The following is a 13,686-nucleotide window of genomic DNA, read 5'->3' as shown; positions in this document are numbered from 1 at the left end:
GGCGCCTCCTTCGCCGTCGGCACCGACACCGTCTACGCACTGACCCCGAACAAGGACGCCGTGTACCAGTACACCGGCATGGGAACCTCCTGGACCAGGATCGGCGACGCCGCAGGTCAGATCTACGCCGGCGGCTGGGGACTCGTCGCCACCAACCCCAGCTCCGGAGACCTGTACCGCTACCTCGGCACCCCCAACCTGTGGGAACACATCGGGGGCGCAGGCGCCTCCTTCGCCGTCGGCACCGACACCGTCTACGCACTGACCCCGAACAAGGACGCCGTGTACCAGTACACCGGCATGGGAACCTCCTGGACCAAGATCGGTGGCCCCGCGGGCCAGATCTACGCCGGGGAGTGGGGCCGAGGGCTCGTCTCCACGAGTACCAGCACCGGCGATCTGAGGGCCTACCTCGACATAGCCGACACCTGGAGACTCATCGGAGTCGCTGGCTCCGCGTTCGCCGTCGCCACCGACAGCGTCTACCGGCTCACCCCGACCAAGGACGCCGTGTACCGCTATCGCGGCTGGGGAATCTCCTGGGCCAAGATCGGCGACGCCGCACACTCCATCGTCGCCGGCGACATCTAGGACTGGTCCGGCCGATCATGTCGGGCTGCTCGGCTTTACGGTTCGGGGATGACAGTCAGCCGAAGGTGATCGACGCCGCCGAAGTCTTCTGCCTGGCCTTCGACGGCTGAGGTGTCAAAGCGAAGGGTGAAGCAGGGGTCCGAGTCGATGAGCTGTTTCAGGTTCTCGCGGACGCTGTGGTCGGGAGAGGGCGAGAACACTGCCTCCCACTCGCCTGTGTTGGCGGTGGTCGTCGCTCAGATCGGGATTCGAGCCCCGCAGGTGGATGGGTTGGCCCACCACTCCAGATGCGCCGTCTTCTCGTAGCGGTCCATGCCCCGAGCGTAAACGCCGGTACTCCCATCTGGGCTGCTCGTTGTTCCGGGCATGGGGCGGGGTGATCTGAGTGATGCCGAGTGGGAACGGTTGAGGCCGTTCCTGCCTGTCAGCAACAGGCGTTGCGGCAGGTGGCGGGACCACCGCCAGGCGATCGACGGGATTCTGCACCGGGTACGGACCGGAGTGCAGTGGCGTGACCTGCCCGAGCGGTTCGGGCCGTGGAAGACCGTCTACGAACGCCACCGGCTGTGGTCGGCCGACGGAACCTGGGAACGCCTGCTCCAGCAGGTCCAGGCCGAGGCCGACGCGGCCGGTGAGATCGACTGGGACGTCTCGGTCGACTCCACCATCGTGCGGACACATCAGCACGCTGCCGGCGCCCGCACGGAACCACCGCCGGCTCCCACCTCAAAGGGGGGCGCAGCGGCAGAACACCAGGGCGAAACGCCGTGGCAGAGCCTCGTCGCCCGCCTGGTGGAAGGTGGTGCGGGAGGTGAGGGCCTGGGCCGCTCGCGCGGCGGGTTCACCACCAAACTCCACCTGAGCGCGGACGGACGCTGCCGCCCTCTGTCCCTGATCGTCACACCGGGATGTGGGTCAGGCCGTGCCGGATCGAGGGCGACAGGTAGGGGCAGTGGGCGGTGGTCGCCTGCACGTATGCGGGGGCCGTGGCGGTGGTGGTGCGCTGCCTTATGACGCGCAGAGCCCCGGCCGGCAGTGGCAGGGGCTCCATGGGCGCAGGACTGGTCACTCGGTGTCGGCGCTGCTGTGTCGGCGGTGAAGTCCGGACCGCAGTTCCACGACGCCCACACCTTGCCGGTCTCCTGGTACGCGGTGAGGGCGGCCCTGTCGACCTTGCCGTTCTCGTCGGTGAACCACAGCTCGGGCAGCGGCCCGTAGGACTCCTCGTACGCGGACACCCAGCTGATGTAGCCCTCGCCACGGCCCTCGACGTGCCGGGCGACGGCACCGGCGTGCTCGATGCTGAACGCGACGAACTCGGGGCTCTCGGCGAGCTCGTGCCATTCGGCGTCGATCGCTCCGGAGAACATTTCCGGTGCGGATTCCCCGGCGTTGAAGCGGTACCCGGCCAGGGCCAGGAACCTGCCCAGCTCGGCCCGTACGGCGGTCATGTGTGCCCCTCTCGATCGAGTGGTGCGGTCAGGTCAGACGGACGAGCTCGATGTTCGCCGCGGCTGTCGGGAGCTCGCGCCCGTCCGTCTTCTTGATGTAGGCGAGCCGGACACCGGTGACCCGGCCGAGGTGATCGCGTTTCTCCTCGTGGACCACGGCGGTGAGCTCGCCCTCGGTGCCGCTGGCGTTGTCGCCGACGGTCTTGCCGATCCACTTGTGGTTCTCGTGGCCAAAGGATCCGATCCGTGTCATCGCCGCTCACCTCCTGGATCGTCGGCGACCGGTCGCCGAAGGGGGGATATTCAAGGGGGACCGGCCGCCACGGTGGGGCCACCCGGCACCGTCCACCCCGGGGAAGCCCAGGGGATTCGCGGTCTCGGCGCCGGGTGGCTGGTACTCATTCAACGGGGGTACACCCCGTGGGAGAACACGCCAGACTGGGTGCCTCGTTGAACGCGTTGAATGCCAGGGAGCTGGATGATGGGACGCGCACCGAACAGATCGCTCGCCGGCCTGATGGCCGAAGCCGGCTGGGGAAACGGGCAGCTCGCGCGGGCGGTGAACCGGACCGGCGCCGAAGCCGGGATGGAGCTGTCCTACTCGGCGAGCACCGTCACGTACTGGCTCAAGGGCACGATGCCCCGCGAGGGCGTCCCGCAGGTCATCACCGAAGCGCTCTCGCGCCGTATCGGCCGCCCGATAACGTGCGCAGAGGCCGGGTTCCCCGGCATCACCGCGGACACGGTCGGTGACCTGTCCGACCTCGTTAGGGGCGACATGGACCCATCACGGCGGCGCGTGCTGAGCGCCGGCCTCTACTCGGCGGCCATGATGGTGCCGGTGTACTCCGACCTCGGCGACCGGCTGGAGTCGGCCAACCAGGACGCCAAGGCCGGCGCACCGTCCGGGTCGGCGCGGGCGAGGTCGAGACGGTCCAGCGGATGACGGACCACATCGCCGGCATCCTCGACGAGCTCGGCGGCGGCCACGCCCGCCCGATGGCCGCCGCATTCCTCGCCAACACCGTGATGCCATGGATCACCGCCGACGCCACGCCGCAGGTGCGGGAGCAGATGCTCGCCGCGGCCGCCGATCTCGTCTACCTCACCGGGTGGATGGCAATGTACGAGCGGGCCCACAGCCTCGGCCAGCGGTACTTCGTCCAGGCCCTCGGCCTCGCGGGCGACGCCCAAGACCACGTCACCTACTGCCGGACCCTGCGCGGAATGGCGCTACAGGCCTCCAACCTCGGACACGGGCCCAAGGCCCTGGAGCTCGCCGACTCGGCGGCCGAGGCAGCCCCATCGGCCGGTCCCCGCCTGGTCGCCTTCCTGCGCGGCCAACAGGCCCACGGGGCGGCCATGGTCAAGGACCGGCGGCTGGCCTTCGCCCGGCTCCGGGAGACAGAGGACGCGCTCTCGCGCGCGGACGGCCGCAACGACGCGGTCGGAGGCTACGACCGGGCCGCGTACGAGTTCCACGTCTCCCACGTCCTCGCCGAACTCGGCGACCTCCCCGGATCCATCCAGGCCATGCACCGCTCGAACCGGGCCCGGCCCGCGAACGAGCGACAGGGCCGCGTCCATGCCAACGGCGTCCTGGCCACCCGACAATGGCAGCTCGGCCACGTCGAAGCCGCCTGCGCCACCTGGGACACCTTCCTCGACGACTACGCCACCCTGTCCACCGCGCGGGGCGACGAGCACTTCGCCGCCCTGCGCGCCCACGTCAAGGCACAGCCCGGTACGCGAGCGGTGCGTCAACTCGGCGAACGCGTCCAGGCCGTCGCCCGGCAGAAGACAGCCGCTTGACCACGACGCCGCATTCGTCGCATCCGCAGGGAAGGGCTCTGGCCTCGCCTTCGGCGGGGCCAGAGCATGGGGACGAGAAGATCAGACGGCCGGGGGCCGGTGCTGGTGGCACTGGCAGTCTCGTCCGTCGGCGACTGCTGGGCCCCAGCTATCCCTCTGCCAGGACGGCACGGACCAACGTGGCAGCGTCTGGTTCATCCTCCAGGCTGTCCACATTCTCGACCTGGTCGACGACCCAAGACCCGTTCTCATAGATCAGGCGCAGAGCACGCCGAGAGGTTTGCGCAGGCTTGCCCGGTAGCCCTGGATACGTATAGGAGTTCGTGACCAGGACGCCGTACCCGGCAGGGTGCACCCCGACGGCCGGCACCTCTACAACGTCCGTGGCCGTGACCGGCGCCGCCACGGGACGCTGCGCGTCCGTCGAGGGTTGGCCCGGCAGCCCATGGTATGTGGCGACGCACTCTTCGATGGACCCAGACCGATGGCGCTGGGACTCTTGCGAGCAGAACTTCTCCCAGTCGTTACGGCTGGCCGCCTCAACGTGGCTACGGGCGACAGCCAGAACGGCGACCTGCGGCCCTTTCAGTTCGGAGGGCGTCTTGGCGTCCGTCTCGGAAGCCGCGCAGCCAGTCGCCGCGACGGACGTCCCCAGAACAATCACGATCCACGACCTCGAGGCCGCACGCGCCCACTTGGCAGCTGTTCTCGTTCGATGGCCAGAGAGGGCCATTTGGCGTACTTCTCGCGCTCGTCGGGGTGGCTGTGGTGCTGACGCGGGTCTCTGCCCAGCGTCCTGGGCAACGGGCCTCCGTCTTCGGTGTGGCGCCATGCGCTGGGCACGGTGCCGGGCATGCGGTGGCCAATCTGGTGTTCCCCTTCGTGCAGCCCGCGAACGGGGCGGAGGAGCCCCGCAGCTGGAGCAGCCACGGGTCGAGGTGGTCGCGGTCGGTGCCGGACCGAGGGGCCGGTGTATCCACAGGTGACCGGGTCCGTGAGCTCTTGCCACGCGAGCCAGCAGGTGTGGTGCCGCGCGACGGCGACGGAGTGCGCGAACGACAGGGCACCAGCGGACATCGGTCACCCGCCATCGGTCAGCCGGGCCCTCGCCGGGAAGACCGGGGTGGCCGTGACCGATGCCGCCCGGCCGGAGCGCTTCCGGCCCGGGTGGGCAAGGCCGTCCCAGGCGGACGTCGGAGGCCGTGGACAGCAGTGTCACTCTGTTCTCGCGCCGCCGACCTCCACCTTGCGGTCGCTGTCGGTCGGCGCGGCCGGCAGGGCCAGCCGGGCGAGGGGGTCGTCTGCGCCTGGGCAACCGAGGTCGGCACACACCGCCGAGCACGCCCTCTTCGGGCTGGATGCCTTTGAGAACGCCCTCTTCCCCCGGCAGGCGGAACACCCCGGCGGCTCCGACGCGGAAGACCTCTGACCCCTTACCTCCCGGCACCGGCCACGGCTGCCTCGCCGGAATGCTGGTCCCGTTGCCGGAGGGCCGGCCCGGTGGGCCGTCAGCCGGAGGGGGTGGTCGCGCTCGCGGAGGTGGAGGACGGGTCGTGGTGGCTGTGCTGTTCGTAGAGGCGGTCGGCGAGGAGGGCATGGGCGAGGGTTCCGCCGGCCCGGACCGAGGCGGTGACGAACGCGGTCTCGGCGAGTTCCTCGGCGGTGACGCCGTGCCTGCGGGCGGCCGCGGTGTGGACGTCGAGGCAGTACGCGCACTGGGTGACGAGGGCCACGGCCACGGAGATCAGCTCGCGGTAACGGCGGGGGACGGCGCCGTCCTCGCGGTCGACCGCGTTCTGGAGGGCGAGCCAGGCCGCGAACTCGGGCGCCGCGGCGGCGCCCACGGAGCGGGCGCGGTGGAGGTCGTCGGGGTGCGCGTACATGATACTCCTCGGGAAGTCGATGGGGGTGGGACGTCTCCACCTCATCCCGGACCCCGCCCCCGCGTCCAAGACCGGTTCCGCGGGGGCGGTGCCGTTGTCGGTATCGTGGCCGGTCATGGACTTGAGGGCGTTGCGCTGTTTCGTCGCGGTCGCGGAGGAGGGCCACTTCGGCCGCGCCGCCGTGCGACTCCACCTCGCCCAGCCGCCCCTCAGCCGCCGGGTCCGCGATCTGGAGGCGGACCTGGGGTGCCGTCTGTTCGACCGGATCCCGACCGGTGCGCGCCTGACGGCGGCAGGAAAGGTCCTGCTCCCGGAGGCCCGCGACCTGCTGGCCCGGGCCGAGCGCGCCCGCGAGCGGGTGCGGGCCGCGGAGTCCGTACGCGAGGTCGTCCTGGGCGCCGTCGCCGGCGCCGGCCTGGACTCCTGCCCCGCGGCGCTCGCGGTACTGCGCGACACCCATCCCGGACTGCGTCTGAGGCTGCACGAGGCGCCCGTGACCGATCCGACGGGCGGGCTGCGCGAGCGTCGGGCCGACCTGGCACTGACCCGTCTCCCCTTCGACACTTCGGGACTGACTGTACGTCAGCTCGGCGTCGAGCCTCTGGTGGCGGCGCTACCCGCGGACGACGCACTCGCCGCGCGGTCGCGGTTGCACGTGCGGGAACTCGCGGGGAGGCCGCGCTTCCGGCTGCCGGCCGGGACGGACGCGCGGTGGCGCGCGTACTGGCTCGCCGCTGACGAGGACACTCCCGGCCCGGTGGTGGCGTCCGTCGAGGAATGCCTGCACGCGGTGGTGTGGGACGGGGTAACCGGGATACTTCCGGCCGGCGCCGCGCGCCGGCACGCGCGCCCTGGCCTCGCGTTCGTCCCGGTTGACGGCCATCCGCCGAGCCGCCTGGTGCTGGCCCGCCGCGCAGACGCCCCCGACCCGCTCGTGGACGCGGTGGCCGCCGCCCTGGCGGACGCCCACGCTTCGGCGGACCCTCTGGTCGGTGTCCACCCCGTCGTTTCGGTCGCGCACCCGGCGGCCGTCGCCGGTGCCGAAGCCTCCCGCCCGGCCTGAGCGAAAAGCCGCACGGCGTCCTCGGACTCCGACGGGACGGCCTCCGGATGCCGCTGCACCGGCGCCTGGGTGGTGTGAAGGGACCACCTGGGATGATCAGTTCCCTCGGACGGTCCCGCACGCCGCCAGCAGCCGAGTGGAGTCGGTCCGCTGCCGCCCGCCCGCCTTCACCAGGCGGGCTCGGAACTCGGATAGCACCGAGGCGTCGAACCCGGGATCGTCCAGCTCCATGCCCAGTGCGTACTTGACGTCCATCCCGAACCGCACGCGATGCGCCGCGGCCCGGTCGGTGAGGTTCTCGGCGAACTGCAGCACCGTCACCAGCGCCAACTGCCCCGGCGACCAGCCCCGCCGCCCCCGCACCCCGAATGCCTGGGCGAACTCGGCGTCCGAGAACAGCTCACCGAGCTCGTCACGGACCCTCATCGCCAACGGATACGGTCCGCTCGCCGCTGCGGCCCGAGCCGCCCGCCCGGTCGCTTCCGGCACCTGCGGCCACGGCCGCGCATGCATCGACACCCCACACCCCCTGCGGCCTGGGATGGAAAACGCGACCGCTGCACGGCCAACGAGCATCACAACCGACCAGCAACGCAATTGGCCAGCAGGATCGTCACCAGCCACAAACGGCGGTGATCTTGCGATGGCATCACCCATGACGGCGGTGAACAAGCGGCGGGCGGTGCTTCCGATACGGTCCCTCGGAAGCACGCCCGCCATCCTCCTGCTAACGTCCGCACCCATGGCTGATTTCACCCACAAGCGCCACATCACGTCGGTCGCGCAGCTCGCTCCCGTCCAAGTCGAACAGCTCCGGCTGTGCGGACAGGCCTACGACGGCGAGGACCGCCCGGCCGAGCGCCGCCTGACCCCGGGCACCCCCGACGACGAGGTGCTGTACTGCGTCGAACTCTGGGACGTGGTCTCCGACGGATCGCCCCTCTACGAGGCGTGGTTCTACCAAGTCGACAGCGGATCGATCTTCCTGGCCGGAACCACCGAGATGGTCGCGCAGATCATCCAGTCCGGCCTGGAATGCGAAGACCCGGACCGCGAACTGGAACTGGGCACCGCCATGGTCCGCGCCGGCCTCATCCCGCCCGGCGACTCGGAGTACCAGCGCTTCAGCCGCGCCGCCGACGCGACACAGTAGGCAGCGGGCCGTCAGGGAGTCGCGAAGGCCCCCTGGAAGTCGGTGATCGTCCGGCGCGACGAAGACGGGCGGATCGTCGGGGCCGGCGGCGAGGGCGAGGATCAGGAGACGGCGCCGGCGCCGCCGCAGAGTCGGCCCTGCTCCACTTCTCCAGCCCGCGCGACGCGGCCACGATCGCCGCGTTCGCGTTCCTGCGCACCCGGGTCTACCGGCCCGACAGCCTGGTGTGGCTGGAGGGCTACCAGGCCCTGCTGCGGTGGCGGGCCGAGAACGAGGTCACCGGCCTGTACGCCGTCCCGTACGACACCGAGACCGAGGTCGGCGTCACGAAGGACTTCCCGCTCGGGCGGTGGATGCACCAGCAGCGCAAGGCCCTGCGCGCCGGCGAACCGGTCCTGCCCGAGCAGCAGGCCCGGCTGACCGCACTCGGCCAAGTCCCCACGTTTGAGGGCCTGCACCGCTGCAACCGAGGCGGCCAACGCCTGCAGCTCCTTGACTGCGCCATCCCCTTTGGCGGAGCGGACCCGCTGCACAGCCCGATCGATCGTTCCGTCATCGGGGATGAGCCCCGCTGCTACCCTGCACTGCTCCACCTGGGCCAGGCTCACAGCCGCCCGCAGTTGCCCGACTTCGGAGAAGCGGCTGTCGGCCGCGAGCTGCCGCAATTCAGCGGAGGAAGCGGTCAGCGCCTGGGAATCCACCGTCCCTGGTTGACAGCCCGTCGACGAGCCGACTGCCATCCGGTACTGAACACCGGCCAGGCTGAGGCGTGCGCGCAGTCCGATCCGGCCGTTCGGGTCGATGGCCTGGTAGTCGGCGCGAGCTGCTTCGAAGTGCGACTTCCGTTGGGTCGATGGGCGCCCCATCGACCCTGCTCGAGGGAGTGACCATGGAACAGTCGGACCAGGTCGGTGGTAACGAACTCGGCACCGTCCTCCCGAACCGCCCCGCCCGCGCCTGATGGCAGGAGCTTGTCCAGCGCCCGCCTGGCGTCGGCAACCTTGCCGTTGCGCCAGAGATCGCGAGCGTGCGTGAAGCCGGCCAGCCCCTGAGTGCGGCGGGTCAGCTCGGCAATCACGTGTCTCCGGCCCGTATCGGAACTCCAATCCTGATCGAGTCGGACCTGGCCGCTGAGGTACCACCCGGCGAGTTCGGGTACGTCGGCCACTTGTGCGGCCCGCACGTAGACAGCTGGCCGGAGTCCGATCTGTCCGGCCGAGTCGGTGGTGACAAGGCCGCCGATGATGATTCCGGCGTTCGTCCGGTCGACGAAGTCATTCGTCCAGTCGTCCAGCTTCCGGTGGTTCTCATCTGCCTTCCCGAGTACCTCCAGCGGAGGCGAGGTCACTCTGGCGTAGTCGTGTGCCTGGCTTCCCTCGGGCAGCTGATCCTTCATCAGGTCCGTTGTGAAGGCCTCTGACACATCGTCGAGCACCTGCTGATCCTGACCGGCGCCAAGGACGACCTCGCCGCCCACATCGACGCCCTCACCCGGCACACCGCGAGGCTCCGTCAAAGACCCACGACCAGCGACACACGTAAACCGCATCCCCTCTGCATCGCTCTTCGAACGATGTGGCCGGGCCGCGGAAGTTCGGGCGGATGCAGGAGACCAGACCTAACCGACTCATCAGCACGGTAGAGCAGCGCGCGTCGATGTCCCGCACCGCCTCTTCGCGCCTACCGCTCGGCCCGGGACGGGGGCAGCGCCCGCAACGGCGCCGAGCCCTTTGGGCCTTGAGCCGGCCACCGCCGTTGTGCGGGGCGGCCTCCTCGTCGTCCGTCGCGGCCGGCCGACTCGACCGCGATGGGCCTTGTGACGACGCGTCGGGGCGGATCGGCGCAGGGGGTCCCGTCGCCGGGCGCCACCCCCACACCGGTACCGCGGCGTCGCCGTACTCGGCGAACCGTGAGGCCGTGTCGCGAATGCCCGCGGACGGCCGCCCCGCCCACCTGGCGACTACGGCGTACCACACCCGGCCTGCGGGCCGAGAGAACCCCGTCGGCCTGCTGCAGCCGACCTTCGGCAGCGCCGGCGTCAACGCCTGGCTCCTGAGCGCTGTGTCGGCGCAGCGGGCGGCGCGCCGAGTGGAATCCGCACCCCCGTCCTCGGCCGCGCGAGAACCTGCCGAGTACTGGTACCTGCTTGCCGGAGTTGATAGATTGAACGCGTTCAGTTGAATGTGTTCAATTCTTTCGGGGGCGATCGTGAAGGCCACACAGGACCGGGACGCTGCTGTGCGCGTCCACCGGCTGCAATTGGGGTTGGCCGTGGCTGCCATCGTTGTCGCGGCGCCCGTCGTGGCCTGGGGGTTGCAGCAGTACATCGGCGGACTCTTCGTCATGACGGGCCTGGTGGTGGCCGTTCCGCTCATGTTCTGGCGTGAACCGAAGGGCTTCGGCCGCGCGTGCGCGACCGTCGGGCTCCTACTCCTCGGGTGGGGGGTGTTGGCCGTCCTGGCAGGGATGTTCCTGTTCTGGCCCTCGGCCATGCTCCTCCTGTTCGCCGTGTTCGCCGATCCGCTCCGTCGTCGACCGGTCGTCGTCAAGGTGATGGCCGGCGGCGGCGTCGTGGTGACGGCGATGGGGCTGGTGGGCTGCGTCATCTTCGCCTGGCAGTCGTACGTCGGTCCCGCCCTGGCCGAGCCCCACACCTACCGGGCCGAGACCAGCCCGGGCTGGTTCATGCCGCTCGGGGACGCCCGAACAAGCCCCGACTCGTTCAGGAGCAACCTCGGGGACGCCCAGGAGCGGCTGGAGCCGCTCGGGGCTACGTTCGTGACGGGATCATCGTCCGACGAGGGCTCCTACCTGGAGGTCCGCTTCCGCGAGGGGCTGTCCGGGACGGAGCGCACGGCCCTGAGGGAGGAGATCGCACGGCTGCCCGGCATCGTCAACGTCGAGCTCTGCTCGGTGTCCGACTGCGGCTGAGGCACCCCCGCCCGGTTCCCGGAACGCGGTCAGGACAGGACGCGCAGGGTTGTGCCTACGACAGCCTGACCGGTGCCCGTCGTAGGGATCGTGATGTCAGGGCCCACGTGCCGAACGTGATCACCACTCCCCCACCATCACCCCAGGATCGTCACGCAAACATTCCCGCAGGTGACAACCAGAACAAACATCCCTCACACCCAACCCGCCCCCAAATAAAGGGTCTGCGGGCGCATGATGAAGAGGCTGTGGAAATGCTCGCAATTCCACAGGAGAACCAGAAAAGGGTCGTGGACCCGTCTCGGCCGGTCGGGAAGGCGCCGGAGGAGGGCGAGGAGGAGTCACGGCTGCTGCTCCGGTTCGCGGCCCCGCGGGACCCGGCGCTGATCGCGAAGTGGATCAGCTACCAGGTGATCAACACCGAGCGGCAGGACTGGCGTCGCGGCGCGGAGGCCGCCTACCGCTACCGGCAGCGTGAGGGGCACCTCGACGTCCCCTACGAGCACGTGGAGTCCGAGGAGGCGTTCCCGCTCGGGCGGTGGCTGTCGGATCAGCGGCGCACGTTCCGGGCCGGGGCCATGACCGGCGAGCGGGCGGCCGAGCTGGAGGAGCTGGGGATCGTGTGGGACACCGCCGACGCCGGCTTCGAACAGAACCTCGGCGCGGCGCGGGCCTACTACGAGCTGCACGGGACCCTCGCGGCTCCCCGGGGCGCCACCATCCTGGACATCGCGATCGGGCAGTACCTCACGAACGTCCGCCGCCCCGGCGGGCTGGGCAAGGACCGGGGCCGGGCGGAGCGGCGGGCCGCGCGGCTGGCCGCGATCGACCTCGACTGGAACCCGGGGACGCTGGGGTGGACGGTCGACTGGCAGCGGCACTACGCCTACCTCGCCCAGCTCCTGGCAGAAGGCGCCCGCCTGACCGGCGTCGTCCCCGGTGTCACCCGGCACGGCGAGGACGTCGGACGGTGGCTCGCCACCCAGCGGCGGAACTGGGACCGGCTGAACGAGGAGCAGCAGCGGCGGCTCGCCACGCTCGGCGTGACCAAGGCCCCACAGGCCCGCCGTGCCCCGGCGAAGGCCACCGGGCCGCGTACGGGCGGGGAGGCGTTCCAGAAAGGCATCCATGCCCTCCAGCAGTACATCGCACGTACGGGGACTGTGACGGCCCCCAGGAGCCACGTAGAGGCCGTGGTCATCGACGGCGAGGAGCACGCCGTGAGGCTCGGAATCTGGCTGAGCAACACCAAGAGCAGACGCGAGAAACTCGACCAGGCACAGCGCGCAGCCCTCGCCGAGCTGGGCGTCGACTGGGCCGGGTAGCGCGCTCCCGTCCGGGACCGACCGCCGGGGATCGACCGCCTGGGAGGAGGCGGTCGATCCCGGGCGATGCGGTGGCTCGTCTACCGCAGGAGCACGTCGGACACGGACAGGAAGAACTCGCCGGTCATGCCGCCGTTCTCACCGTTCGGGGTGTCCGGTCCTCCGTGGCCGCCCCAGATGTCCACGATCGCCGCCCGCCCGGTCCGGCGTGGGAATGAGGCGAACTCCCAGCTGGTGGATTCCTCTTCCCGGGGCGCACCGTGCACCTCGACCAGGAACGGAATCGGCTCCAGGTCCTGCCAGCTCAGACCTTCGGAGGGATCCCAGCTGGGGCGGGTGATGAACCACCGGTGGGACCAGCTCTCACCCTGGTGATACGCCATGTAGTCGTAGGTGAAGGTCTGGGTGGGAGCCGAGGTGTCCAGCTCCGTCACGGGCCAGTCCCCGAGCGCGTCGTCCGGGGCCAGATCCAGACCGCGGAACACCGGGTTCCCCGCGGAGGCAAGGGTGTTCCCTTCGAAGAACTTGCGGTACTCGAGGTACTTCTGCGCATCGTTCCACGGATAGTCGGCGAGCATCCTGTCAGCCCCCGGCACCACTTCAGCCCATTCGGTACTGGTGTTGACGCGGCGCGCCTCGACGCAGATCCGTGAGGGGTCCAGGTCCCGGATCGCGGCGCCGGCCCGGCTGCGCGGATGGTTGGCCGTGCCGTGCCGCGGATCCAGGACGGCCCCGGGCGCCTTCTCGGCCTTCTCGCGGGGCAGGCGCACCGCCCACTTCTCCAGGCCGACCCGCTCCGAGCCGATGGCGACCACGTTGGTGAACGGCGTGAACTCGCCATCCACCTTGGCGCGGATCTTGACGTGGAGCTGTCCTGTCGGCTCCTGGTCCCCCAGGTCGACCCAGTGGGAGTTGGACTGCATCCAGTTCCATGAGGACCAGTGGAGGAAGACCGTCTGCCGCAGCTCGTCGTCGAGCCATACCTCGTACAGGTGCGGGTAGGGCGCGTTGCCCTCGTTCCAGTCCGCCGGTGGGGGCCAGGCCTCATGATCGGGGGCGTTTTCCCCGATCTGCCAGCGCAGGCTGATCCCGTACATCGTGTACTTGCCGTCATCGCGGTACCTGATGTCCGCGCGAAGGTCAGACGGAGCAGTGGTCCGGGCCTTGCTCACGGTGTCTCCTTCTCCTCGATCGAATCCATCCCTGAGGCCGTCACCACGGAGCAGCACACACAACCGACAGCTACAGGCCGTGACAGAAAGTTACTGCAGATCATCCTGGTCCACCCGGACAGACGGACCACAGCCACCCGAAACCAGACATTCAGCCCCATCGGGCGCTGTTCCAGACCTCTGGAACAGCCGCTCCCGCCCGGGGCCGGACGCCCTGTCAGCACCCGCGCCCCGCCCCCTTGCTGGGCACGGCCTGCTGTCGGTGGGCGGGGAGAGGGTGCTGACAGGGCTGTTTCTTATAAACA

The 13,686-nt window shown here is 70.1% G+C and carries 11 protein-coding genes and 3 pseudogenes; 9 read left to right on the top strand and 5 right to left on the bottom strand.

The annotated features are described in order from the left end of the window. Both PV721_RS28050 and PV721_RS28045 read left to right on the top strand, forming a co-directional pair. On the top strand, window positions 1–591 hold a 591-nt coding region (locus PV721_RS28050), incomplete at its 5' end, for a hypothetical protein (RefSeq protein ID WP_319728824.1). Window positions 592–957: 366 nt separating this feature from the next. Beyond that, window positions 958–1,500 (top strand): annotated as a pseudogene (locus PV721_RS28045) (IS5 family transposase); the annotation flags it as partial. 570 nt (window positions 1,501–2,070) lie between these two features. Here PV721_RS28045 and PV721_RS28040 read toward each other — a convergent pair. Next, window positions 2,071–2,295, bottom strand: coding sequence for a hypothetical protein (locus PV721_RS28040; protein WP_319728822.1), 225 nt, complete (start codon window positions 2,293–2,295; stop codon window positions 2,071–2,073). A gap of 225 nt (window positions 2,296–2,520) precedes the next feature. Between PV721_RS28040 and PV721_RS44065 the strand changes: the two genes are divergently transcribed. Beyond that, the gene (locus PV721_RS44065) at window positions 2,521–2,988 is read left to right on the top strand and encodes a hypothetical protein (protein ID WP_416371199.1); all 468 of its coding nucleotides are present in this window, start codon (window positions 2,521–2,523) and stop codon (window positions 2,986–2,988) included. Further along, window positions 2,985–3,854: a hypothetical protein gene (locus tag PV721_RS28035; protein ID WP_416371198.1), complete on the top strand. Its 870-nt coding sequence runs from the start codon at window positions 2,985–2,987 to the stop codon at window positions 3,852–3,854. The genes PV721_RS44065 and PV721_RS28035 overlap by 4 nt, the downstream gene beginning before the upstream one ends. A gap of 1,508 nt (window positions 3,855–5,362) precedes the next feature. Here the strand turns inward: PV721_RS28035 and PV721_RS28030 are convergent. Next, window positions 5,363–5,737, bottom strand: coding sequence for a carboxymuconolactone decarboxylase family protein (locus tag PV721_RS28030; RefSeq protein WP_319728820.1), 375 nt, complete (start codon window positions 5,735–5,737; stop codon window positions 5,363–5,365). Between the two features lie 115 nt (window positions 5,738–5,852). Between PV721_RS28030 and PV721_RS28025 the strand changes: the two genes are divergently transcribed. Next, window positions 5,853–6,800, top strand: coding sequence for a LysR family transcriptional regulator (locus PV721_RS28025; protein ID WP_319728819.1), 948 nt, complete (start codon window positions 5,853–5,855; stop codon window positions 6,798–6,800). A gap of 120 nt (window positions 6,801–6,920) precedes the next feature. Here PV721_RS28025 and PV721_RS28020 read toward each other — a convergent pair. Next, window positions 6,921–7,319: pseudogene (locus PV721_RS28020) on the bottom strand (transposase); the annotation flags it as partial. A 223-nt stretch (window positions 7,320–7,542) separates the two neighbouring features. Between PV721_RS28020 and PV721_RS28015 the strand changes: the two are divergent. Then, window positions 7,543–7,953: a hypothetical protein gene (locus tag PV721_RS28015; protein ID WP_319728816.1), complete on the top strand. Its 411-nt coding sequence runs from the start codon at window positions 7,543–7,545 to the stop codon at window positions 7,951–7,953. 48 nt (window positions 7,954–8,001) lie between these two features. After that, window positions 8,002–8,342: pseudogene (locus PV721_RS28010) on the top strand (helicase associated domain-containing protein); the annotation flags it as partial. 293 nt (window positions 8,343–8,635) lie between these two features. Here the strand turns inward: PV721_RS28010 and PV721_RS28005 are convergent. Further along, complete coding sequence (locus PV721_RS28005) at window positions 8,636–9,451, bottom strand: hypothetical protein (protein ID WP_319728841.1); 816 nt, start codon at window positions 9,449–9,451, stop codon at window positions 8,636–8,638. Window positions 9,452–10,224: 773 nt separating this feature from the next. On the opposite strand from PV721_RS28005, the gene PV721_RS28000 reads away from it, so the two are divergent. Both PV721_RS28000 and PV721_RS27995 read left to right on the top strand, forming a co-directional pair. Then, window positions 10,225–10,884 carry a hypothetical protein gene (locus tag PV721_RS28000; protein WP_319728813.1) on the top strand — a complete coding sequence of 220 codons (660 nt, stop codon included), beginning with the start codon at window positions 10,225–10,227 and terminating at the stop codon, window positions 10,882–10,884. A gap of 254 nt (window positions 10,885–11,138) precedes the next feature. After that, window positions 11,139–12,209 (top strand): helicase associated domain-containing protein, encoded by a 1,071-nt coding sequence (locus PV721_RS27995; protein ID WP_319728810.1) that lies wholly within the window; start codon window positions 11,139–11,141, stop codon window positions 12,207–12,209. 80 nt (window positions 12,210–12,289) lie between these two features. On the opposite strand, the gene PV721_RS27990 is transcribed toward PV721_RS27995, so the two are convergent. Then, window positions 12,290–13,381 carry a lytic polysaccharide monooxygenase auxiliary activity family 9 protein gene (locus PV721_RS27990; protein WP_319728806.1) on the bottom strand — a complete coding sequence of 364 codons (1,092 nt, stop codon included), beginning with the start codon at window positions 13,379–13,381 and terminating at the stop codon, window positions 12,290–12,292. Window positions 13,382–13,686 lie beyond the last annotated feature (305 nt).

The sequence above is a fragment of the Streptomyces sp. MB09-01 genome (assembly GCF_033794505.1).
In the GTDB taxonomy this organism is placed as follows: Bacteria; Actinomycetota; Actinomycetes; order Streptomycetales; family Streptomycetaceae; genus Streptomyces.
Note: the sequence above shows the minus strand (reverse complement) of the source record. Positions and strands in the feature narration are given on the sequence as shown.